Origin of the sequence: Xenorhabdus stockiae (genome assembly GCF_002632825.1) — a bacterium.
Lineage (GTDB): Bacteria > Pseudomonadota > Gammaproteobacteria > Enterobacterales > Enterobacteriaceae > Xenorhabdus > Xenorhabdus stockiae.
Genome location: NZ_NJAJ01000045.1, coordinates 1 through 24,814, shown reverse-complemented (window position 1 = coordinate 24,814; position 24,814 = coordinate 1). Strand labels below are relative to the sequence as shown.

The window sequence follows — 24,814 nt, the reverse complement described above, 5'->3', positions numbered from 1 at the left end:
TCTTGGCATGATGTTCTCAAGGTAACGGTTTTTTGGCGAAAACAAGGATACCAGATCATCATGCCGTTCCAATTCCCCTCACAAAACATCCACAGCCCCACAGCCCCTAAAACCTGATTGCTATATTATGGATCGAGGTTAGATTGATTTTTATACTAAGGAGGCTGCTATGAATACCTTTTCAAATCCCACCAGCGTTCCTGATAATTACCGTGAAAAAATTCGCCAGATGAAACCAATTCTGCGCAAGCAAATCGGGGATGTGGAAGCGTTATTTTTGCAGGTATGTGACAAGATAGAAAAAGAGTTGGCCGAAGCTAAAAAAGATGAAAAAAATCTCGGCAGTGCCTGGCCTGAGCTACACTGGCATGATTTAGCTGAAGGTAAAGTATCAGAAGAAGCCATCCAGAAAATCAAGCGCCGTGGCTGTTTAGTCATCAGGCAAAATTTTCCACGCTCTCAGGCGATAGAGTGGGATAAATCAATGCTTGATTACCTTGATATCAACGAATTTGATCGTCTTTATCAAGGGCCAAAAGATAATTACTTCGGCACTCTTAAAACATCCCGTCCGGAAATTTATCCTATTTACTGGTCGCAGGCACAGATGCAGGCCAGACAAAGTGAAAGAATGGCGCTGGCACAATCTTTCCTGAATCATCTGTGGAAATTTGAATCAACCGGAGTGAGTTGGTTTAATCCTAATGTCAGTATGATTTATCCTGACCGTATTCGTCACAAGCCTCCGGGTACTAATTCCAAAGGGCTGGGAGCTCATATCGATTCTGGCTCTTTAGAACGCTGGTTACTGCCTGCTTATCAAAACGTATTCCAAAATATTTTTACTAACCGATTTGCAGAATATGATCCCTGGGATGCCGCCTATCGCCCCGATGTAAATGAATTCGATCATAAAACAAGATGCTCTGTTTTCAGAACATTTCAGGGTTGGACGGCATTGTCTGACATATTGCCCGGTCAGGGGCTTTTGCATGTTGTCCCTGTTCCCGAAGCAATAGCCTATATCCTGTTGCGCCCACTGCTGAATGATGTTCCCGAAGATGAGTTGTGTGATGTGGTTCCCGGTAAAGCGCTTCCTATCTCAGAGCAATGGCATCCTCATCTCATTCGAGGATTATGCAATATTCCGGCACTACAGGCCGGTGACTCAGTCTGGTGGCATTGTGACCTGATTCACTCCGTCGCCCCTGTCGAAAATCAACAGGGCTGGGGAAATGTGATGTATATTCCCGCGGCGCCGTTATGTGATAAAAATCTGGCCTATGCTCATCATGTCGCAACAGCACTTGACGAAGGTATATCTCCGGCAGATTTTGCTCCGGAGCATTATGAAAAAAACTGGAAGAACCGTTTTACTTCCGCAGAACTCAATGCAATCGGTCTACAGGGGCTTGGCCTAAAAAATAAGGCATTTTGAGATAATGTAATGCCTAAAGCAGTCTTGCAGCTAGTCGGCACGGAACGCCTTTGCTTTTACCAAGTTACGGTAAGCTACAGGCGTCAATTCAAAATGTTTCTCAAACACTTTACTGAAATAATGGGGATCCCTGAATCCGACTAATTGTGCCACATTCAATAAATTCAGGTTATTGTCTTTCAACAACTGTTTTGCCGTCGATAAACGGTAATTAAGCATGTATTTATGCGGAGAAACGCCAATCTGCGCCATGAAATTACGTGTCAGCGTTCTCTCAGAAACCCCAACATAGTTGGCAATTTCCTTAATGGTGATTGATGAAGTTATATTTTTCTGAATATAACTCTGAGCTATTGATACCATCTCATCAAATTGTGTATTCCCCCCCATCTGAAAGAAGGGCTCAGACTGAAAGTCAGAGACTTCGTGCATGAAGTGTTTCTCAATCACTCTGGCAATTTTCAGACCAAAGAACTGCGAAATAAGGTAAACCAGCAACTCCGTTTGAGAATTAATACTTCTGACACAATAAATATTATCATTATAAGTAATGCCAGCTTTACGATTAACCTTAACATCCGGGAAACCACAAATAAGCTTGTCATAAAATGACCAATGAGTTGTTGCTGTTTTTCCGTTCAGTAAACCCGCCTGTGCCAGCCAGAATACGCCTGTGCCAGTTGCAACAATAACTGCATTATTATCTTTTTGCCGGCGTAACCATGCAAAAATATCCTCTCTATTTCCCATTGCAGGAAATGGGTTTCCCCACATCGGTGGCAAAAAAACCAAATCAAAATCAACGGGGTCTGAAAAGGTATGGTGGGTATGTAACATAATTTGCGGTGTCTGTTGATGCTTTTTCTGCTCACTTCCCACAACAGACATACAAAGTGGCTGCTTTTTTTGCGCAGTATGGCTTCTCAGGCTACTGGCACTATTCAGCATATCTGATGCAAACGTAATTCCGCTTTGTAATGCTCTATCATATAAGACAAACGCTATTTTCATACCCAGTCTCCGGACATCATGTACCCTTCTTACCTATTCCTTACGGAGTTTCGGGATACTGCCAACAAAGCTAAAACTTAAAAAATAACGGGGATATAATATTTAATATTTAGTTTCAATAAAGCCGAATGGCAATATTCTCAGTTTTAATGACCAATATATCAGAGTATTAATTTACACCAATTGCTAAACTGCAAAGAAAACCTTTCGGAGTTCACAATGAGTAAATTACCTGTAATTGTTGGTTTAGGTGGTATCAATGCGGCAGGACGAAGTTCTGGATTCCACGGATATAAACGTATTGTATACGACAGCCTTAATGACACAGTAATGAAAGACACATGGAGTGATTTATGCCATCGAATGGGGATTATTAGCGATACTGGATCTGTCACAGCCTCCCAGATTGAACAGGCGAAAAATGGCACTCTCATTAGAAAAATAACACTTTTTGATCCACATAACGTACCAGTTAATAAAATAATTACTACTTCTGATAAACACTCAGTTCAGCTATTACAGCCAGCTTATACCTCACTCTCTGTATCCAGCGCCGGGCAAATACCAGAAGGGTTTGAAATGGGAGATTTATATCATGCCCACCACCACCCACGCGGCTTGCGTCTTACTGTATATGGAGCCTCAGACTTACTTAACTCAATCGGGATGTCATGGTCTGAAATATCCGCATTGGTAGACCCCGATCAAATCTCTGTTTATGCCAGCTGTGCTGTAGGTCAGGTGGATCAGTTTTCACTATCAGGATTAATCGGTAATCGGCTGAATGGGTTGCGTGCCAGTTCCAAAATGTTGCCGCTTTCCTTACCCGATATGCCAGCCGCTTTTATTAACAGTTATATTATCAATAGTATAGGAAGCACATCTGCCAATATCGGTGCCTGCGCCAGTTTTCTGTATAACCTTAAACAGGGTGTTAATGATATCAGGCAGGGGAAAGCCAAAATTTGTTTAGTTGGATGTGCCGAAGCCCCTGTTGTTCCTGAAGTTCTGGAAGGGTTCAGTGCTATGGGTGCTATGGCAGAAGACCATCAGTTATGTAAACTGGATAGAACCGATACGGTTAACAACCGTCGTGCCTGCCGCCCATTCTCAACTAATGTCGGACTGACACTTTCTGAGGCATCACAGTTCGTACTACTGATGAGTGATGAACTTGCTCTGCAATGTGGTGCCAATATCCTTGGTTCTGTACCTGATGTTTTCGTAAATGCCGATGCGAATAAGAAATCCATCTCTTCTCCGGGAGTGGGTAACTATATTACGATGATGAAAGCAGCGTCTCTGACTAATAGCATTCTGGACGGAAAATTACAGCACTCTTACGTTCAAGCACATGGTACAGGAACTCCCCAAAATAGAGTGACTGAAAGCCATATTCTCAATGAAGTCGCGAAAGTTTTTGGACTCAGCCATTGGGATGTTACCGCTATTAAATCATATGTCGGGCACTCTTTCTCTGCTTCTGCCGGTGATCAGTTAGCTAACACACTGGGGGTTTGGCGATATGGCTGGATACCCGGTATTAAGACAATCGACCATATTGCTGAAGATGTACACGCTTCCAACCTGAATATCTTAATGCAGGACAAGTTTGCTGGTGAACAGGGCAATGATATGCGTGCCACAATTATTAACTCAAAAGGTTTTGGCGGTAATAATGCCAGTGCGGTTGTTTTATCCCCACAACAGACAATGCAGATGTTGGCGAAAAAGCATGGCAATGCAGCTATCAATAGTTATCACAATATTAATCAGCCAGTGAAAGAAATTAGTGAACAGCAGGATCAGGCCATTTGCCGCGGTGAAGAATCTGTGATTTATAATTTCGGTAACTCAGTGCTACAGCCTTCAGATATCGAACTCTCACGTCAGGAAGTGAAACTGGCGGGTTTCAAACAGACTATAAAGCTACCGAATGCCGATGAATTCAGCGAATTTCTGTAATAGTTTTGATATTACGTATTCTGGATGCTTAGAATTTGTTTGAAATAATCTGACCGCCATCAGAGCAAAATTAATGACGGTCAGATACAGCCAATTAAAGTTGTCTGTTTATAACTTCAATCTCCTGCCGCCACTTTTCCTGTAAAGCTGGCTTTTGGTGTTTCGATTTTCTGTTTAAATCTTCCTGCAAAAGCCGCTCCAGCTCAATCAGACGTTGCAACAAAACTTCTTCATTCCAACCCGATGCTGTTGTTTTTTGTTGTTTACGATCAATACACTGCTGTTGAGGTTTAAATGGACTATTCCCGCGTTCAAGCAAAGTATAGATCTCTTCAACATTGTGATATTCGGCTAATTCACCATCGTTAATCAGCCAAAAACGATTACAGCTTTGTTCGATAAGACTTCTGTCATGACTGACAATCAAGGCCCCACCTTTGTACTCTTTCAGAGTGTCAAAGAGTTCTTCTTTGCCTTCCAAATCAAGATGGTTAGTCGGTTCATCAAGCAGCAACAGGTGATAACGTGCCAGTGTCAACCCCACGAATAATAAGCGGGCTCGTTCACCACCACTCAGTGATGCGACCTTCTGTTGATGTCGTTTATATTCAAAACCTGCACTGATAAGTGCCCGTTTACGCTGATCATCAATGGTTGGTGCAAAACGAAGTAGCGCATCGCTCAGTGTGTCATCATCCTGAATCTGCTCCAGCGATTGATCGTAGTAACCAAGCCGACATTGTGGATGGTAATCCACATTCTGCAATGTTTTTTCCAGATACTCCTGATGCAAGGTTTTTAATAAAGTAGATTTTCCACTTCCGTTATTACCCAGAATAGCTACTCTGTCGCCACTTTTAATCTGCTTTGACAACACATTAAACAGAACAACATCAGTTCCTAAAGGCATGACAGCCATTTGTTCGATATTCAGTAACCGGTTAGCCGGTAATGAATCTCCCTGTAGAGTCAGCCTCCATGGTGTACCCTGTGTCAGTTTGGTTTGCTGCTCAGCAAGGCGCTGCTTACGTGCTTGCATTGTCTTCGCTTTACGGGAAAGATCAGGGTTGTCATAAACTTTTCCCCATACCGCCAGCCGTTCAGCACTTTGTTCCAGCCTATCTATCTCTTTTTGCTCGCTGGCATGACGTTGTAGATCAGCCTGATCACGCTCTAGCAGAGCCTGCCTTGCCTGCGAACAAGCCATCCCAAAATGATGCAGGGTTTTATCCCGCATTATCCAAGTCGTATTCGTCACCTTATCCAACAACGTTTGGTCATGTGACACCACAACAAACGATCCTTTCCACTGAATCAGAAAAGATTCCAGCCATAAAAGGGAGGTTAAATCCAGATGGTTACTCGGCTCATCCAGTAACAGTAAATCAGGTTGTTGGATCACCGCACGCCCAAGCAACAAACGCATATGCTGGCCGCCACTGAGATTCCCGATAGGTGTCTGCCAATCCTGTTGGGAAAAACCCAGTTCAGATAACAGAAGTTCAGCCCGCCAAATTTCATCAACCTTAATTTTTTCGGCAATGGCTTCGATCAACGTCGCATCATGCAGAGATAAAGGGAGATGCTGTTCGACATAGGCCAGTACACACTGATTCGCAACCGTCATCTGACCGCCGTAATCTTCCAGATTACCGCTAAGTAATTTCATCAGGGTGCTTTTACCACAGCCGTTATGGCCAATAAGCCCTATCTTGTCACCTTTATTCAGTGTAAATGTCACGTCCTCAAATAAAGAAGACGAAGAAAAAGCAATAGAAAGTGATTGTGCAAATAAATAAGTACTCATAGATAAACTCAAGAATTTTGGGTGTAAAACACCGTTGTCAGGTGCTGACAATAATTCTTCGAGCTTGAGTGAAGATAATCTGAACTATCAATTTACTGCTTTAGAGCAGTAATCAAAATTTTTCGCTCAAACTGAGATTATCGCAGCGTATGCCACAAACTCTTGAGCAAGCTTCTGTCGCCAAATAAGCGAGCGTTAAAGAAACGCTGCACAAACATCAGAAACCTCCTTTTCTTATCAGGGAAAGTAATGATACCTTCTGGTTATTCGGTGAACAAAGAATATAAAGACTCTTCCAGTAAAAGCAAATAAATCAGACGTAAAGTATAAAAAATGCGTTCTGGTTCGCATATGTTCAGCAAAATTAACTCATCAGCTTAATATAAATGTGAGAAAACGATGTCCGCATAAAAAATCAAACAGATTTATCAACGATATTCGGCATCAAATATGCATGAATAAAAAGTAATGCTATAGTCAGCAGTGTCATTATTGCCACAACAAAAATCAGCCCCACCCAACCAAGTAACTCGTAGATCCCTCCAGATGCAAGCGCAAATACCATTGATACTAAGGCCAATAAAGTTTCACTTGCCCCTTGAACACGCACTTTATCCATACCATCAGACATTCCGTTGATGATATGTGTTCCCCCAAGAAACATAAAGTTCCACCCTAAACCAGCAAAAATGAGAGGAGCTCCAAGAATTATCATATTTGTTTCACTGATGAGTCCTGTCAGGAACCCAGCCAGATTCAGGATCGCTCCTAACAAAATAATGCGATTTGCTCCCATTTTTGATATCAGCATACCGGTGATCATACCGGGAGCGAACATTGCGACAAGATGAGCACCAATTAACATACCGGTTTCTGAATTTCCCAACCCATAGCCGGCAGAAGCAATTGAGGCAGCTGACATCACTATAATCATAATTGCATGGCCCAGCACCATTGCCACAATTCCAAAAAATAAAGAGGGATTGGAAATAATGAACGCAAATCCTGATGTTTTACTAACATCAGAATCTATTTGATAAATTGAATACCTAAACCCTCCATTAAGTTGGCTAAAAGCCAAAGCGGCACACCCGCCAATAGCAGAGATAATCAAATATATTCCGACAAATGGAAGTTCAAACCTCAGATTATTTCCTTGTCCGTAGAGTTCGCTACCAATAATGACACCAATTATTCCTGAAGCCAGCAATATAGAACTTGCTGTTGCAGCTCGGTTTTTGGGAACACTTTCAGCAGCAGCATACCGCAGGAAATTAACACCAACCATAGAAATACCAATCAAAAAATGCCCTCCGAGCAAAAGAATAAAACTATCTAAATAAATAGCAATCGCTGAAATCAATCCACCCAATATCATTGTGATACCAGACAGAATAAATCCGGCTCTACGGCTGTAGCGCGCCATTAAGTTTGAAAATGGAATGGAACAGACAGTACCAGCAGCCATTTGTACCGCAATCGGCAATGTTGCCAACCAAGAAAGCGGAGCAAGATACAGACCGGCCAGCCCGCCAACGGCAAAAAGTAATGGCATTGAACTTTCTAATGCGATATTCCCCAAAATAATTAAGCTGAAATTACGCATGGATGAGCCTCTATAGGAGATACAAGCAGATATGCCCTTCATCTTTCCGGCTATAGCAGTGCATAACTTAAGATGAAGGACATAAATCGATATTGAATTATTACTCAAATCTTAAAGGTAACAATATTTATATATCAAATAGCAATATCACAATATTACTGTAATTTTACTAAGGCTCTATTCATAGAGTAAGTCTGATATATTCTCTAATATATCAGAATCTATATAAAAATCACTCACACCTTTGCTATTAACAATTCTTACTCGTTTATCATGCTGGTGAATTTCTTGTTCAATTTTCATTCTGAAAATATTATTTCTGTTTTCAATAACTGCAATACCATGATAAGGAAGATAAGGTGAGTAACTCTTATAACCGGGATATATCCTTACCCCGATTACAGGTATTGTTTTATGGTGAATAGTAGCTCGTATGGCATTAGGAAATAATATTTTTTCCCATTGAATACTCGCCATTGATTCTTTCATAGCTCTGTAATGAATAAAAGCTGAGTGAACTCTATTCATGATCTCACGCTTTATAGCCTGATCAGGAAAAATGGAATCACAAAATATCGATTTTTTTTGATTATATGTTAAAGAGAGATCTGAAATATTCACAGTACTTCCAACACTCGCATTAAAACGAATGGCTTCTTCATGGCTAATTCCTAGAGACGGATTCAATGTGAAAATTTTTATTTGTTCAGATAAAGCCCGATCATAATCATCCTGAAGTAACCCAACGATATCGGATATATCAATAACATTGACTATTTCGTCAATTTTTCTTACTCGGGTAAACTCCTTCAGATCCTGAATATATTTTTCCGCCGCATCCATAGGATCACCAAAAATCCCGGCATAAAATGTAGCATCTGAAAGAATGTTGAAACGTATGCTGACTCCAGTATTTTCTTCAAGATATGAGGAAATCTTCGCCAGATGTAGTAAAGAGACCTCTTCCGCCATCGTCATGGACGTTATATCATGTCTTTTTTGCCAGTTACTTATAACGCAGAAAACAGGAAGAAGAATATCAACTTTTCCATTTTCATTAATACTGATTTTAATCTTTTCCAACGTTTCAGTACTGGATGAAAAAATAGTTTTTGAATTAAACTGAATAGAAGGATGATTGAGATAATCTCTGACTAATATATGTAAAGGTAAATCTTTTTTTCGTTTCTCTTTCCACCATTGTTCAGTCGGTAATGATTTTGAAACGGAACACTTATTAAGTAATAACTCTCGTAATTCTGGCGAAATGAAATTACCATTAAGTGTCATATCAGGCTCATATTCAGGCCAGCCAAATTGACCAAACATAATTGAATTTTCGATGATTGAACCGTTTGTACTAACAGATATACTTTCCAAACTTGCCTCCTAAATAACATAGGAACATCCCGTAAAATGTATAGACTCTGAATGGTTCAGTATTTAATATATCTAGAAATACTTATGAAATATTTTATTTAGTTTTTTCTTTTCTTAAAATCATCACTGACATTGAAGTCACATACTGACATAAAAGAGAATAACGAGTAATAACCAGAATAGTCGATATCATTATCTGATAGTTTGTGAATATAATTTGTGCAAGATTTTATTTCTTATAATATTATAAAAATATGTTCTACCTGATTAGTTGAAAATTATAAAAGGGGATATGCTATGTCAAATCCAACTTGGTTAAGTAAACTTGAAACTCCTTTCCTTTTAATTGATGAATCACGTTTTATCCGCAATATTGACCGGCTCTATAACCGTATTGGGCTTCTTGGCAGTCAAATACGCCCACACCTGAAAACCCTACGCTCTCCCGAAGCCGCACAATATCTACTGAAAGACTCTTCATCTCCTGCTACTGTTTCCACGCTGGCAGAAGCTGAAGGTTTTGTTAAAGCTGGTTACACCAATATTTTGTACGCTGTAGGTATTGCACCCCATAAGCTGGATCGTGTGGCAAATCTTCTTAATAAAGGGATCAATATTCACATCCTGCTTGATACGCCAGAACAAGCCTTAGCGGTAGCGGAATATGCAAAAGCCCATAATGTGATCTTTTCCGTATTTATTGAAATTGACTGTGACGACCATCGGGGCGGGCTCCAGCCGGATAGTGATGAACTCATTAAACTGGCAAAGATGGTTGACGGCAATGGTGCCACTCTGACAGGCCTGCTGACTCATGCAGGAGGGTCTTACTCATGCCGGACGGGGGAGCAACTCAAGGCTGCAGCTAAGACAGAATGCGATGCCGTTAGGCAAGCCGCCAGACGCATCAGAGAAGCGGGTATTGCCTGTCCGATTTTGAGTGTAGGTTCTACACCAACTGCACACTATGTCGAAGATTTGACTGGTATTACTGAAGTAAGGGCTGGCGTTTTTTCTACTTTTGATTTGGTCATGAAAAACGTGGGAGTCTGTACGTTAGATGATATTGCTATGTCTGTTGTGACAACCATTATCGGTCGCAATAAAGAAAAAGGCTGGATTCTGATTGATGCCGGCTGGATGGCAATGTCCAGAGATCGCGGTACTGCTGAAGGCCCGATAGATTATGGTTATGGGCAGGTTTGCAATCTGGATGGACACCCTTACCCTGATTTATGTGTCTCGATGACGAATCAGGAACATGGCATCATTGTATTACCTTCCGAATCAAGCATGAAAACAGAAGATTTCCCTGTAGGTATGAGGTTACGTATCCTGCCTAACCATGCCTGTGCAACCGCCTCCATGCACTTACAATATCAGGTTCTGAAGCAAGGTTCGTCGGAACAGGAAACATGGCATCGTATTACTGGATGGTGATATTAATACAAACTGAACTTGAAAAAAGCTAACCCTAGTCAATCCAAAAAATAAATATATTTTCTAAATTACGATAAAAAACCCCGTAAAAACGGGGTGTTAAATACTCTTCTTTATAGAAGTGTTCTATGGTATCCCTTAGAACGGGATATCATCATCAAAATCCATTGGTGGCTCATTGCTCTGCGGAGCCGGAGACTGTGCCGGACGAGATGATTGCGCACTACCACTGAACTGCTGAGATGCCTGTGGCTGTTGTGGTTGACCCCAGCCGCCTTGTGCCGGAGCATCCTGTGATGCGCCACCACGGCCACCTAACATCTGCATTGTGCCGCCGATTGGGTTAACCACGACTTCAGTGGTGTAACGATCCTGACCACTTTGATCCTGCCATTTGCGGGTCTGCAACGCACCTTCGATGTAAACCTGAGAACCTTTACGCAGATATTCACCGGCTACTTCTGCCAGTTTGCCGAACATGACCACACGGTGCCATTCGGTCTTCTCTCTCATCTCACCGGTTTGCTTATCACGCCAGCTCTCGGACGTGGCCAGAGTAATGTTGGCAACCGCACCGCCGTTCGGCATATAGCGAACTTCCGGATCCTGCCCCAAATTACCCACTAAAATAACTTTGTTTACGCCTCTGCTGGCCATTGGGAATACTCCTGATGAAATGATTTTTTGCTAAAAACGGACTTCTGTAATTATAAGCAACGTAGTTTATCATGCGAGGCTTAACTTTAAATAAAAACCCGTTATCTTAATTCTTTGCGAAGCGCATCGTACTTTATTCCACTTATCTTTCAAGCAACTTCTTGAATTAGATTGGTTGCGCTCACTTCCCTCAGTCACATTCGATGCCTTTGTTCATCCCTTTGCTATCTCTTATCTGACTGAAATTAAAAGGGTATATACCATTGAGAATTTTTTTGACCATTACTTGTCCCCTCAAAACGGCCTATATAGCAATCGAAATTGCTTGATATACACTGTAATAGTTACGCATAAATCCTGTTAAATACTGTATATCCATTCAGCAGGGTTTGTGCAATAATACCGCGTTTATTTGTTGAGCACGATCAATATAATCTGGGTAATGGTAAATGGATAACATCGAAGTTCGGGGCGCCCGCACCCATAATCTCAAGAATATCAATCTGGTAATCCCCCGTGACAAGCTGATAGTCATCACAGGGTTGTCTGGCTCCGGTAAGTCTTCTCTGGCTTTCGATACACTGTATGCGGAAGGTCAGCGTCGCTATGTAGAGTCTCTCTCTGCATATGCCCGCCAGTTTTTATCACTGATGGAAAAACCGGATGTCGACCACATTGAAGGCCTGTCTCCTGCCATTTCCATTGAACAGAAATCAACTTCCCATAACCCGCGTTCAACTGTCGGCACAATTACCGAAATTCACGATTATCTTCGCCTGCTGTTTGCTCGTGTCGGTGAGCCTCGCTGTCCTGAACATGATATTCCGCTGGCTGCACAAACAATCAGTCAGATGGTAGATAATGTGCTGATGCTGCCGGAAGGGCAACGCCTGATGTTACTTGCCCCTGTGGTTAAAGAGCGTAAAGGGGAACATTCTAAGCTGTTGGATAATCTTGCAGCACAAGGTTATATCCGTGCCCGTATTGATGGTGAAGTGTGTGACCTTTCCGATCCTCCCAAACTGGAATTACAGAAAAAACACACGATTGAAGTCGTCATCGACCGTTTTAAAGTACGCCCTGATTTAGTTCAGCGTCTGGCTGAATCGTTCGAGACAGCATTAGAGCTTTCCGGCGGTACAGCGGCTGTTGCCAATATGGATGATGAGAAGGCCGAAGAGCTTATTTTCTCCGCCAATTTCGCCTGCCCAATGTGTGGCTACAGCATGAGCGAACTGGAACCACGCCTGTTTTCTTTCAACAACCCTGCCGGAGCCTGTTCGACTTGTGATGGTTTAGGTGTCCAGCAATTCTTCGATCCTGATCGTGTTGTACAAAATGGCGGTATTTCCCTCGCCGGTGGAGCAATCCGTGGATGGGATCGTCGTAATTTTTATTACTTTCAGATGCTGAAATCTCTGGCAGACCATTACAAATTTGATATAGAAACGCCGTTTGATGAATTAAGTGCTTCCATTAAAAAGGCCGTTTTATATGGCTCAGGCAAAGAAACCATCGAGTTCAGATATACCAATGATCGTGGTGATATCACTGTCCGCAAGCACCCGTTTGAAGGTGTTCTGCACAATATGGAGCGCCGCTATAAAGAAACCGAATCTTCTGCTGTACGAGAAGAGTTAGCCAAATATATCAGCAATCGCTCCTGTATTTCGTGTGAAGGCACCCGGCTACGCAAAGAAGCGCGTTTTGTCTTTATTGAGAATACGACCTTGCCCCAGATCTCTGATTTCAGCATCGGCCATGCGATGGAGTTTTTCCAGAACATCAAATTAAGTGGCCAGCGCGCAAAGATTGCCGAGAAAGTGCTGAAGGAGATCGGTGATCGCCTGAAATTTCTGGTCAATGTTGGCCTGAATTATCTGACTCTTTCCCGCTCAGCTGAAACTCTTTCCGGTGGTGAAGCTCAGCGTATCCGTCTGGCAAGCCAGATTGGTGCCGGTCTGGTTGGTGTGATGTATGTGCTGGATGAACCTTCGATTGGCCTCCACCAGCGTGATAATGAGCGCTTACTGGAGACGTTGCTGCACCTGCGTAATCTGGGTAATACCGTTATTGTCGTTGAGCATGATGAAGATGCCATCCGTGCCGCCGATCATATTATTGATATCGGGCCGGGAGCGGGTGTACATGGCGGTGAGGTTGTTGCTGAAGGCTCTATCTATAACATTATGGCAAGTAAGGAATCTCTCACAGGAAAATTCCTGAGTGGTGAGCGTAAAATTGCCATCCCGGAACAGCGTATCGTTGCTGATCCTGACAAAATGCTGAAATTGATTGGCGCAAAAGGCAATAATCTGAAAAAAGTGACATTAAACTTGCCTGTTGGCTTGTTCACATGTGTTACTGGGGTTTCAGGTTCCGGTAAGTCGACATTGATCAACGATACGTTATTCCCAATTGCGCAACGCCAGTTAAACGGTGCTACCAACATCAATCCAGCGCCTTATGTGGATATTCAGGGTCTGGAACATTTCGACAAAGTCATTGATATTGACCAAAGCCCTATCGGTAGAACACCACGCTCGAACCCGGCCACTTATACCGGGGTATTTACCCCAGTAAGAGAATTGTTTGCCGGTGTGCCCGAATCCCGTACTCGCGGCTATACTCCAGGGCGTTTTAGTTTCAATGTCAAAGGTGGGCGCTGTGAGGCCTGTCAGGGTGACGGGGTCATTAAAGTTGAAATGCATTTCCTGCCTGATATTTATGTTCCCTGTGATCATTGTAAAGGGAAGCGCTATAACCGTGAAACTCTGGAAATTAAATACAAGGGCAAAAATATTAATGAAGTGCTGAATATGACTATCGAAGAAGCACGCGAGTTTTTCGATGCAGTCCCAGCCCTTGCCCGCAAATTACAAACACTGATAGATGTCGGTCTCTCCTATATTCGGCTTGGGCAATCCGCTACTACCCTTTCAGGTGGTGAAGCCCAGCGAGTTAAATTAGCACGCGAACTATCCAAACGGGGCACAGGCCAGACACTCTATATTCTTGATGAACCAACAACCGGGTTACATTTTGCCGATATTCAACAGTTACTGGCTGTCCTGCATCAACTGCGGGATCAGGGAAATACCATTGTTGTTATCGAACATAATCTGGATGTGATTAAAACTTCGGACTGGATTGTCGACCTTGGCCCGGAAGGCGGCAGCGGTGGTGGTGAAATATTAGTAGCAGGAACGCCAGAAGAAGTCGCGAAGTGTAAAAACTCCCATACTGCACGTTTCCTGAAAGGAATACTTAATAATAATTAATGTTACACTCAAGGTGACAATCAATAAAAAACCTCTCTTCTGTGGGAGGTTTTTTTTAAGTTAATATTTTCTAACACCTCATATACCTTCATCTATGTATTTAGAATAAAAATAAACTTAATTATATCAGTGAACTATTCTTACATTGACTTCATCATTGCATTTAACAGATATGAGTAATCATATTAGATGTGCAATTATTCCATAATGATATAACATATTCTATGAACTTATAATGGAGATTAAATATGTATATGTTTTTACCATTTTTGATTGCGCTAGTTATTATTATCACTGTCGTAGCTGGCAAGAAAAAACTCACTTATGCACTTTGGTTTGCCTTATTAATCATCACGGTATTTTGGTTTAAATATCATGCTACTGATGCACTGAATCTTTCTTTTTAACCGGAGGCCGTAATGAGTAATTCTATGTCAGCATCTCGCAACCTAAATCCAGCTATTACCTTGAATATTCTTGGTTTGTTTGGCATCTGTGTCATTTTAATTGTCGCTTTTTATTATCAGCTGGCACGTTTTGAACTTCCTTGCCCATTATGCCTGTTACAACGTGCAGGCATCATTATGATCGGCTTTGGCTTTCTATTTAATATTTATTTCGGTGTCAAAAACGCTCACTACAGCTTCTCTCTAATAGGCTGTATCGTAACTGGCTTTGTTGCCATGCGTCAGGTTTCTTTGCATATCCTGCCGGGAGATACAGGGTATGGTTCCACTTTCCTTGGGTTGCACTTCTATACTTGGGCAGCGGTTATGTCCATTCTTACTATTATCGCTATTGCTGTCATTATGCCTTTGAAAGCAGGTAATCATGATCCGGTAAAATCTTCACCGCATATACTCGGCAAACTTGCTATGGGATTATTCGCTATTTTAATCGCCGCGAATCTGGTTTCTACCATTCTGGAATGCGGTAGCGGGCAATGTGATGATAACCCAACATTTTATCAGTTATTACAGAAATAACTGTTTTTCATTGTTATCGTTATAGAAAAAAGAAGGCTGATACACTTAGCCTTCTCCTATTCTACCAAAGGGAACTCAGCAACAACTTATCCCGATATTGATAATCCATTGATAAAATAACAAACTTCATGTGCTTCTTCAGGAGTAGGCACTTCCAGCTTGGAAAGCATTCTGTCCATCACTTTATCCGGTACGACATATTGGCGATGGTTATTTTGCTGCCGCCACTGTTTATTCCCCTGTTCGATATAAACAATCTTAACTCTCGCGTTGTAACTGACAAATAACTTGATGAGCTGCTGACGTATTTGCACTGTTAGATTAGTCGCATTCCAGATAAAGTCCTGCTGGTTACGCAATTTTTCTCTGGCCTGTTTTTTCGCCTGTTGCACAACCCAACCAGTAGCATTTTTATCTTCTGGACTTATTTGGTGCTGACGGCGAATTGCATCCAGACTAATGACAGCTCTGTCTGGATAATATTGTCTGATAAAATGATCCTTTCCCATGCCCGGCAATCCACATAATAGAATGACCTGACTACCATAATTATCGTAAGGCTGGTAATCCGGCTGTTCACTTTCTGTAGAAAAATAATGAAAACGGGCTTCTGACGAAGGAAATTGCCGTGCATTACGCCAACAATTCTGCTCACGACAATAAAGTTCAAATAGTTCTATACGCTCCAGCAGCTCCTGCACATCATGGCATTCTCGGCCTAAAACATCCGCTTTTGCCAACAAAGCTAATAGGTAAGTATCAACACGAAGTGACGCTGCCAGTAGGGCTTTCTGTGGCTCAGGTTTCTCCATCAGCCATAATGGCAAGCCATGAAAACGAACCAAAGCAGCAACTTGTTCACGTATCGCAAATGGTGTCGCTACTTGCTGGAACAAAATCTGCCTGACAGTTAATTCACCTTTACGGGCATGGCCGGGGGAAATAATTCGCCCATCTAAATCTATCCGCATAGTACTTCGCTTTTCCACATCATGCAATAAAGCCGACGCCCAGAGAATTTCCTGCTCTTCTTTCTCCAGTGCCTGATACTCAGGTAATTGCACCAGCGCAGACAATACCATTTGTGTATGAGTGGCAACATCACCTTCGGCATGGTGAATAGGATCCTGCTGAACGCCACTCATATCTGCGATAAAAGAGAATTTGTCAGATAAATAATGCCATGTTTTATTTTCACTGAATAACCAGTTCATTATCTCTCTCCATTCATATATTCAAAGTAGAGAGGTGCCCGTTGCCAGTGTCGCTTCCAGTGAATATCGGTTTTCACATGATTTTTACGTACATATTTAAAAACATTATGTGAAAAATCAGTAACTGAATATTCACCTGCATTACGGCTGACGATCCCTTCCATTGAGCAAGGCCGTTTTGTTTTTGTATCCCATGAAGAGAAATAACTGTCTTGTTTTGCTGTTTGAATAATATTGTCAATAAATGCAGATTCGTTCCGTGTGTCAGGAATAACAATTTCCGGGATAGTGGGAAAATCAAATAAATCAGCGTAAAACTTTACTTCTTCCCAACTCAGCCACATATCTTTCATACGCACAGCAAAAACAAAGAAATATTCTTCGAGATGCCGATACTCAATAGAATGAATCGCATACAGGTTCTCGCCAAAAATCTCAATATTACCGAGATCGCCCTTCATTAATTGCCAACGCTGACGGATTTGTTGTGTCCATGCCGATTGCGTTGGAGCAGCATGAGAACGAGCAAAGACACCGTGCTGATTCAAACAGTTATTTTCACCATCTAACTTTTCGGTGTGAATAAGATGAGTAATATTGTGTATATCCTGCCACCAGTCATGATTAATACGATCATCGCTGGTTGTACCCGGAGAAAACGGATAATGAAATGTTCTACCGTACTTTCTTGATTGCATATCCATAATGCTTTAGTTCTTTTAAATTATCCCAATAAAAGCGAATTACGCTTTTACAGATTAATATTTATCTCAATCTTTACTGAAAGAGTTCAAGAGTTAGCATTACATTTTCTTTATTCCCGGCAGATGAATATTTTAAATTAAAAGACCAGATATAATATTCAAATATATTAAATAGGAGTGAGTGAAAAATATCACAATGCCGCTACTATATAGAAAGTGATTATAAATTAACACAATAATTAATTTATAATCATAAAATAACAGATAAAAATCTATTATTATCATTTTAATTAGTGATATCTATCACATCAGGAAAAGTCCCTTATTCAATACCAGAACAAGGGACTATACATATCGTATTTAAAGTTGCCTCTCTAATTAGCTACAGTGCAACTCGATACCTATTAGATATAGCTTAACGACTCACCGCCACAAATGCTTCAACAACACGTTGTACATTATGATGATTCACACCCGCCATACAAACCCGGCCGGATTCAATCAGATAAACAGCAAATTCTTCACGCAGACGAACAACCTGTTCAGTGCTAAATCCGGTATAACTGAACATCCCACGCTGTTTAAGCAAGTGATCAAAATTTTTCTCCGGTAATGCTTCTTTCAATGCAGATACCAGCACAGTGCGCATTTCCCGAATACGCAAACGCATCTGTTCAACTTCTCTCAGCCACTGTTCCCTCAGTAATGGATCAGCTAATACTCTCGCCACAACCTGACCGCCAAAATTAGGCGGACTGGAATAGATACGACGTACGCAGGCTTTTAGCTGCCCCAAGACACATTCTTTCGTTTCTTCATCGTCGCAAATAACCGATAAGCCGCCAACGCGCTCGCCATATAAGGAAAATATTTTTGAGAATGAATTGCTGACAAAGCAAGGTAGTTCAGCACTCGCCATCCCCCTAATTGCATAAACATCTTCTTCAATGCCTTCAGCAAACCCCTGATAAGCAATATCAAGAAATGGGATTAACTTTTGCTCTTTAACTACCTGAATGACCTGATCCCACTGGTCATTAGTCAGATCAGAACCCGTTGGGTTATGACAACAAGGGTGCATCAGGATAATACTTTTTGCTGGTAATTGCCGGAACGTTGCCAGCATTTCATCAAATTTTACCCCTTTGGTTTTATCATCAAAGTAAGGGTAATAATTTACTTTTATCCCTGCCCCAGAGAATATTGAAGCATGGTTTTCCCATGTAGGGTCACTGCACCACACTTCAGAATCAGGGAAATAACGATGTAAAAAGTCAGCACCGACTTTCAGTGCCCCTGACCCGCCGACTGTCTGGATCGTTGCAATACGATTTTGCTGCAACATTAAATGATCTTTACCGAATAATAATTCCTGAACTGCCAGCCGGTAAGCCATTAAACCTTCCATTGGAAGATAAAGAGAAGCAGACTGTGGCAGAGCACTTATTTGTTCTTCTGCGGTTGCAACAGCCTGCAATTGGGGAGTTATACCCTGCTCATCGTAATAAAGCCCAATGCTCAAGTTAACCTTTTCTGGACGGGGATCTTTTTTAAACGCTTCCGATAACGAAAGAATAGGATCACCTGCGTAAGCATCAACATTCTGGAACACTATGTTATACCTCTATTACCTAAATGATATTAAAGACACGGTAACAGACAATATAACTGAACCCGACTATTCGTCCAGATATTCCATCGCAACGCGTGAAGTTAATTTTGTGATGAGTTCATAGGCACTAATCCCTGTATATTCAGCGACTTTTTCCACTGGCAGGACTTTCCCCCAGAGAATAACATCATCACCTACTTTATCCTGACAGTCCGGTCCTAAATCTACCGTGATCATATCCATGGATACCCGTCCCACAAGGGAGACTTTACGTCCATTAATAAATACCGGTGTGCCCGATAATGCACTACGGGGATAACCATCACCATATCCGATAGCTACAACGCCTAAATAGGTATCACGTTCACTGACCCAAGTGCCGCCGTAACCTACCGCTTCACCTGCTTTGTGTTTACGTACAGCGATTAAACTGGATTTCAATGTCATTGCAGGCATTAAGCTGAAATCATCCGCGGTCTTATCCGCCATCGGTGATGCGCCATACATCATAATGCCGGGGCGAACCCAGTCCAGATGAGCCTGTGGCCACAACAGAATTCCGCCGGATGCTGAAATGGATTTTTCACCCGCTTTATCTGCAACAAATAACTTAAATTGCTCAATTTGCTGATAAGTGGTATCCACCAGAGGTTCATCTGCCTGACTAAAATGGCTAATAATATTCACAGGCTGTTCAATATTACGGCAACAGCTCAAACGTTGGTAAAAATCTTCTGCTTCATCAATACGAACGCCAAGACGGTGCATACCCGTATCCAATTTCATCCATACTTTAATTGGGTGAGGTAAATCGGCTTGTTCCAGAGCTTCCAGCTGTTCGATACTGTGCACGACGGTTTCAATATGATTGACAACCAAAATAGGTAAGTCAGATGCTCCCAAAAAACCTTCCAGTAGCAGAATGGGTTTGATAACCCCACCACTACGCAAAGCCAGAGCTTCCCCTATTCGTGCAACACCAAAACAATCTGCGCTTTCCATCGTATACGCAGTTTCCAATAAACCATGTCCATAGGCGTTTGCTTTCACAACTGCAATGATTTTACTGCCCGGAGCTTTCACCCGAACCTGTTGCAGATTGTGTCGCAGAGCGCGGCGGTCGATAACAGCAGTTGCCGCTTTCATTTTTTCCCCTTTTTTATACTTTCTTCCAATCAATTAGTTTGAATAAATAGGCTTATTTTTAAACTGGGTTATTCATCGCTATAGCTTGGCCCAGCATAGTTATCAAATCGCGACCATTGACCGTTGAATGTCAGCCTTACCGTACCGATTGGGCCGTTACGCTGCTTACCAAGGATAATTTCCGCTACACCTTTCAGTTCGCTGTTATCGTGATACACCTCGTCACGATAGATAAACATGATTAAGTCAGCATCCTGCTCGATAGAGCCTGATTCACGCAGGTCAGAGTTGACCGGACGCTTATCAGCGCGCTGCTCCAGACTACGGTTAAGCTGAGAAAGGGCTACAACCGGCACCTGTAATTCTTTCGCCAATGCTTTGAGGGAGCGGGATATTTCTGCAATTTCCAGTGTTCGGTTATCGGAGAGGGACGGCACTCGCATTAATTGCAGGTAGTCAATCATAATCATGCTAAGCCCGCCATGTTCACGGAAAACTCTTCTTGCTCGGGAGCGTACTTCAGTAGGAGTCAGGCCGGATGAATCATCAATATACATATTGCGTTTTTCCAGCAAAATACCCATAGTGCTGGAAATTCGGGCCCAGTCCTCATCATCAAGCTGACCCGTTCGAATACGCGTCTGATCTACACGGGAAAGCGACGCTAGCATACGCATCATGATCTGATTACCGGGCATCTCCAGACTAAAAATCAAAACCGGTTTATCCTGCATCATCGCTGCGTTTTCACACAAGTTCATCGCAAAGGTTGTTTTACCCATCGAAGGACGTGCAGCAACGATGATCAGGTCTGATTTTTGCAGACCCGCCGTTTTCTTATCCAGATCCTGATAGCCCGTGGAAACTCCCGTTACGCCATCATGTGGGCGCTGATAAAGCTGCTCAATGCGTTCAACGGTTTCTTCAAGGATTTGTTCAATGCCTTTCGGGCCTTCATCTTTACTTGCCCGGGTTTCTGCTATCTGGAATACACGAGATTCAGCCAGATCCAACAATTCTTCACTGGTTCGGCCTTGTGGGTCATATCCTGCATCGGCGATTTCATTAGCAACCGCAATCATATCGCGAACGACAGCACGTTCACGGACAATATCTGCATAAGCATTAATATTTGCGGCACTTGGCGTATTTTTTGACAATTCTGCCAAATAGCCAAAACCACCGACATTATCCAGCTCCCCATTCAACTCCAGAGATTCTGATAATGTAATCAAGTCAATAGGTTTGCCTGTTTCAAGCAAACGCTGCATTTCAGAAAAAATGCGCCGATGTGGGCGGCTGAAAAAATCATTGCTGGTGACACGCTCGGATACGTTATCCCAACGTTCATTATCCAGCATCAAACCGCCCAACACGGATTGCTCTGCTTCCAAAGAGTGTGGTGGAAGTTTCAGCCCTTCCACTTGGCGATCTTTTGGTTCAGCCATACTGTTGTTAGTTGGTTTTCTTCCAGCCATGTAGTACATCAATCCACTAAACAAGAACGAAATAGCGCATCAGTATACGCCATGAAAACAACCTTGAGTAATTATATATAGTCTGCAATGATTTCAGATACATTTACGCTGTTTGCAGCGATTTCTTTGCAAACGTGCGAGGCTGTTCCCAATATTTCCAGAATGATAAGAGAGCAACCATGGCAAAACACATCATATTTTCCGCCACCGGCGGCCCAGAAGTACTCAAATATAGTGAATTTTCCCCTGTTGACCCTGCGCCTGATGAAGTCCAAGTCGAAAATAAAGCCATCGGAATTAATTATATCGATACTTATGTTCGCAGTGGGCTTTACCCAACAGCAAACCTTCCCAGTGGGTTAGGTACTGAAGCTGCCGGAATTGTCACAAAAGTTGGCTCGAAGGTGTCATACATCAAAATCGGGGATCGTGTAGCTTATGCTCAATCTGGTCTGGGTGCATATAGTGAAGTACACAATGTACCTACCAGCAAGTTAACTATCCTTCCTGATACTATTTCATTTGAACAGGCTGCCGCTTCCCTTTTGAAAGGGTTGACCGTTTATTACCTTTTCTATCAGACATATAAGATTCTTGAAGGTGAAACTTTTCTGTTCCATGCTGCAGCCGGTGGGGTTGGGTTGATTGCCTGCCAGTGGGCAAAAGCATTAGGTGCAAAATTGATTGGCACCGTTGGTTCAGATGAAAAAGCTCGCCTTGCTCAAAACGCAGGCGCGTGGCAGACCATCAATTATAATCGTGAAAATATTGTGGAACGTGTTTTGGAACTTACCAACGGACAAAAAGTTGATGTCGTTTATGATTCCGTCGGTCAGGCTACATGGCTGGATTCACTTGATTCGCTGGCACCAAGGGGGTTGATGGTCAGTTTCGGAAACGCTTCGGGGGCAGTAACGGGTGTAAATGTCGGGCTTCTCAACCAGAAAGGTTCGCTATTCCTTACCCGCCCTTCTATTAACGGCTATATAACTACACGGGAAGAGTTAGCAGAAGCGAGCAAAACATTATTTGACTTCATTGCCAATGGAAAAATCAAAGTCGATGTGCCAGAAAACCAAAAATTTCCACTGATCGAGGCAGTCAGGGCACACCAAATACTTGAAAGCCGCGCAACTCACGGTTCCAGCTTATTAATCCCGTAATTTCTAAAACACCTGAGCGGATCACATCCGCTCTGTTACCATTCCCAGTGCTTTTTCAACAACCATAATATCCGAACCAGGTTTATGTGCGTTTTCGCTCAGATGACGACGCCATTGGCGCGCGCCGGGAATACCCTGAAAAATGCCCAGAATATGGCGGGTAATGTGGCCTAAATAAGTACCGTTTGACAATTCCTGCTCTATATAGGGATAAAGAGCTTTAATCACATCTACCGTATTCGTTACCTGAGCGTTTTCGTCAAATAATTCACGATCCACATGCGCCAGAATCGATGGATTCTGATAGGCTTCCCGCCCAACCATCACACCATCAACATATTGCAAATGTTGTTTCGCTTCTTCCAAGGTCTTAATCCCACCATTAATGGAAAGCGTCAGTTGTGGAAAATCCTTTTTCAGTTGATAGACTCGAGGATAATCCAGCGGTGGAATTTCGCGGTTTTCTTTAGGACTCAAACCAGATAACCACGCCTTGCGCGCATGGATGACAAAATTATCACAGGCACTGTTTTGCACAACAATATCAATAAAATCGCACAGAAACGCGTAACTATCCTGTTCATCAATACCGATACGAGTTTTTACTGTTACTGGGATATCCACCACATCCTGCATTGCTTTGACGCAATCCGCAACCAATGTAGCGTCCCCCATCAGACAGGCACCAAAACGACCATTTTGTACACGATCAGACGGACAACCAACATTCAAATTGATTTCATCATAACCACGCTCCTGTGCGATCTTGGCACACTGCGCCAATGCCTGAGGCTCACTACCGCCCAATTGCAATGCCAATGGGTGCTCCTGTTCGTTATAAGCCAGATAATTTCCTTTACCGTGAATAATCGCACCTGTAGTGACCATTTCAGTGTAAAGCAAAGCTTCTTTACTTAGCAGGCGATGGAAGTATCGACAATGACGATCTGTCCAATCCAGCATCGGCGCAACGGAGAAGCGGGAAGGTTTGAATTTTCCGCTTTCACTTGGTATTTCAGTGAATTCACAGGTATTTTTAGTTTGTTTATTTTCGTGCATTTCAGGTTGTTTTGGGCTATTTGAGAATGAATCATACAGCACCCCACTACGAATATTGGGGTCCGGATAGAAGAGTATCAAGGATGACCTACTATAGCATATAGGTTTTTACCTATCCATTTTAGGTTGGCTTCATTTCATAATTAATCATGCCTAACAGTAATCAAGCTCTCTGGCATTTAATGTTTATCTTAATGAATCATTAATCATTTAAATATGTATTCAAATTACTACCAATACTTACATTAATATAACAACATAGGTAAAGCTAAATTACTTCTATTTTCTATCAATTCAATATATTCCTCAGGAATTTCCTCTGTAGCATAAGTAACTCTGCGAGTGACTTCAAAATAATTACTTCATATTTGGATTATTGCAAACTGGCTATATGATGTACCTGATGATGTATATTTAGTAACGCCGATATTTCTGCTAGGGATGATTACTGGTGCTGTGATCTTGGTTACCAAAAAAACTCCTCTATTTGAAGCAGTCCAACTAGTATTTAGGATAACAGAATAATCATCGAAGAAATTGATTTACACTCAATTTCCCCATGCACTTTATAAGCTATCCAATTAACCACATATAGATAATTTATTTATTTATTAATCAGGAAATTATGAAAATCAGCGCAAATAACTTTCAGTGCATCTAGTGAATCTAGTGAATCTAGTGAATCTAGTGAATCTAGTGAATCTAGTGAATCTGTATTGTATGTACGCACTAATTTTTTTACGAAAAGGAGAAAAAATCAGTACCAATCTAAATAGCTTTTCAAAATGATAGGCGAATCAAAGAAACTCAGTCCTATTTTTGCGAACTTTTTAATCGCAAAACCAAAAAAACACAAAAAGGAAGGAC

General features: G+C 42.0%; 18 protein-coding genes. 7 read left to right on the top strand and 11 right to left on the bottom strand.

Annotated elements, in window-relative coordinates; all coding sequences use genetic code 11:
* Positions 1-169: 169 nt before the first annotated feature.
* Positions 170-1,438 (top strand): YbiU family protein, encoded by a 1,269-nt coding sequence (locus Xsto_RS17795; protein WP_099125915.1) that lies wholly within the window; start codon positions 170-172, stop codon positions 1,436-1,438.
* Positions 1,439-1,468: 30 nt separating this feature from the next.
* Here the strand turns inward: Xsto_RS17795 and Xsto_RS17790 are convergent, their stop codons facing one another.
* Entirely contained in the window at positions 1,469-2,449 is a 981-nt protein-coding gene (locus Xsto_RS17790) for a GlxA family transcriptional regulator (RefSeq protein ID WP_099125914.1), read from the bottom strand.
* A gap of 219 nt (positions 2,450-2,668) precedes the next feature.
* On the opposite strand from Xsto_RS17790, the gene Xsto_RS17785 reads away from it, so the two are divergent.
* Positions 2,669-4,414 (top strand): beta-ketoacyl synthase, encoded by a 1,746-nt coding sequence (locus Xsto_RS17785; protein WP_099125913.1) that lies wholly within the window; start codon positions 2,669-2,671, stop codon positions 4,412-4,414.
* A 94-nt stretch (positions 4,415-4,508) separates the two neighbouring features.
* Here the strand turns inward: Xsto_RS17785 and Xsto_RS17780 are convergent, their stop codons facing one another.
* The 3 genes from Xsto_RS17780 to Xsto_RS17770 all read right to left on the bottom strand — a co-directional run bounded on the left by Xsto_RS17780 (position 4,509) and on the right by Xsto_RS17770 (position 9,207).
* The gene (locus Xsto_RS17780) at positions 4,509-6,221 is read right to left on the bottom strand and encodes an ABC-F family ATP-binding cassette domain-containing protein (RefSeq protein ID WP_099125912.1); all 1,713 of its coding nucleotides are present in this window, start codon (positions 6,219-6,221) and stop codon (positions 4,509-4,511) included.
* A 415-nt stretch (positions 6,222-6,636) separates the two neighbouring features.
* Positions 6,637-7,935 (bottom strand): MFS transporter, encoded by a 1,299-nt coding sequence (locus Xsto_RS17775; RefSeq protein WP_169926677.1) that lies wholly within the window; start codon positions 7,933-7,935, stop codon positions 6,637-6,639.
* Positions 7,936-8,004: 69 nt separating this feature from the next.
* A complete protein-coding gene (locus Xsto_RS17770) occupies positions 8,005-9,207 on the bottom strand; it encodes an L-tyrosine/L-tryptophan isonitrile synthase family protein (protein ID WP_141554532.1) in 1,203 nt (400 codons plus the stop codon).
* Between the two features lie 297 nt (positions 9,208-9,504).
* Between Xsto_RS17770 and Xsto_RS17765 the strand changes: the two genes are divergently transcribed.
* A complete protein-coding gene (locus tag Xsto_RS17765; RefSeq protein WP_099125910.1) occupies positions 9,505-10,647 on the top strand; it encodes a DSD1 family PLP-dependent enzyme in 1,143 nt (380 codons plus the stop codon).
* Positions 10,648-10,785: 138 nt separating this feature from the next.
* On the opposite strand, the gene ssb1 is transcribed toward Xsto_RS17765, so the two are convergent.
* The gene (gene ssb1 / locus Xsto_RS17760; RefSeq protein WP_099125909.1) at positions 10,786-11,304 is read right to left on the bottom strand and encodes a single-stranded DNA-binding protein SSB1; all 519 of its coding nucleotides are present in this window, start codon (positions 11,302-11,304) and stop codon (positions 10,786-10,788) included.
* A 449-nt stretch (positions 11,305-11,753) separates the two neighbouring features.
* Between ssb1 and uvrA the strand changes: the two genes are divergently transcribed.
* From uvrA to Xsto_RS17750, 3 genes are all read left to right on the top strand, one after another.
* Positions 11,754-14,585, top strand: a complete 2,832-nt coding sequence (gene uvrA, locus Xsto_RS17755; protein WP_099125908.1) for an excinuclease ABC subunit UvrA — start codon at positions 11,754-11,756, stop codon at positions 14,583-14,585.
* 248 nt (positions 14,586-14,833) lie between these two features.
* Entirely contained in the window at positions 14,834-14,992 is a 159-nt protein-coding gene (locus Xsto_RS21640) for a DUF5993 family protein (protein WP_169926676.1), read from the top strand.
* A 24-nt stretch (positions 14,993-15,016) separates the two neighbouring features.
* Complete coding sequence (locus Xsto_RS17750) at positions 15,017-15,571, top strand: disulfide bond formation protein B (RefSeq protein WP_422646212.1); 555 nt, start codon at positions 15,017-15,019, stop codon at positions 15,569-15,571.
* Between the two features lie 86 nt (positions 15,572-15,657).
* Here the strand turns inward: Xsto_RS17750 and Xsto_RS17745 are convergent, their stop codons facing one another.
* From Xsto_RS17745 to dnaB, 5 genes are all read right to left on the bottom strand, one after another.
* Positions 15,658-16,785: an AAA family ATPase gene (locus Xsto_RS17745; protein WP_099125906.1), complete on the bottom strand. Its 1,128-nt coding sequence runs from the start codon at positions 16,783-16,785 to the stop codon at positions 15,658-15,660.
* Positions 16,785-17,489, bottom strand: coding sequence for an RNA ligase family protein (locus tag Xsto_RS17740; RefSeq protein WP_099125905.1), 705 nt, complete (start codon positions 17,487-17,489; stop codon positions 16,785-16,787). The genes Xsto_RS17745 and Xsto_RS17740 overlap by 1 nt, the downstream gene beginning before the upstream one ends.
* Before the next feature lie 415 nt (positions 17,490-17,904).
* Positions 17,905-19,101, bottom strand: coding sequence for an amino acid aminotransferase (locus Xsto_RS17735; protein WP_099125904.1), 1,197 nt, complete (start codon positions 19,099-19,101; stop codon positions 17,905-17,907).
* Between the two features lie 66 nt (positions 19,102-19,167).
* Positions 19,168-20,247, bottom strand: a complete 1,080-nt coding sequence (gene alr, locus Xsto_RS17730) for an alanine racemase (protein WP_099125903.1) — start codon at positions 20,245-20,247, stop codon at positions 19,168-19,170.
* Between the two features lie 68 nt (positions 20,248-20,315).
* The gene (gene dnaB / locus Xsto_RS17725; RefSeq protein WP_099123525.1) at positions 20,316-21,725 is read right to left on the bottom strand and encodes a replicative DNA helicase; all 1,410 of its coding nucleotides are present in this window, start codon (positions 21,723-21,725) and stop codon (positions 20,316-20,318) included.
* A 179-nt stretch (positions 21,726-21,904) separates the two neighbouring features.
* Here dnaB and Xsto_RS17720 point away from each other — a divergent pair, with 179 nt between their 5' ends.
* Entirely contained in the window at positions 21,905-22,888 is a 984-nt protein-coding gene (locus Xsto_RS17720; RefSeq protein WP_099125902.1) for a quinone oxidoreductase, read from the top strand.
* Positions 22,889-22,909: 21 nt separating this feature from the next.
* Here Xsto_RS17720 and dusA read toward each other — a convergent pair whose 3' ends face one another.
* Positions 22,910-23,947 (bottom strand): tRNA dihydrouridine(20/20a) synthase DusA, encoded by a 1,038-nt coding sequence (gene dusA / locus Xsto_RS17715; RefSeq protein WP_099125916.1) that lies wholly within the window; start codon positions 23,945-23,947, stop codon positions 22,910-22,912.
* Positions 23,948-24,814: the final 867 nt, after the last annotated feature.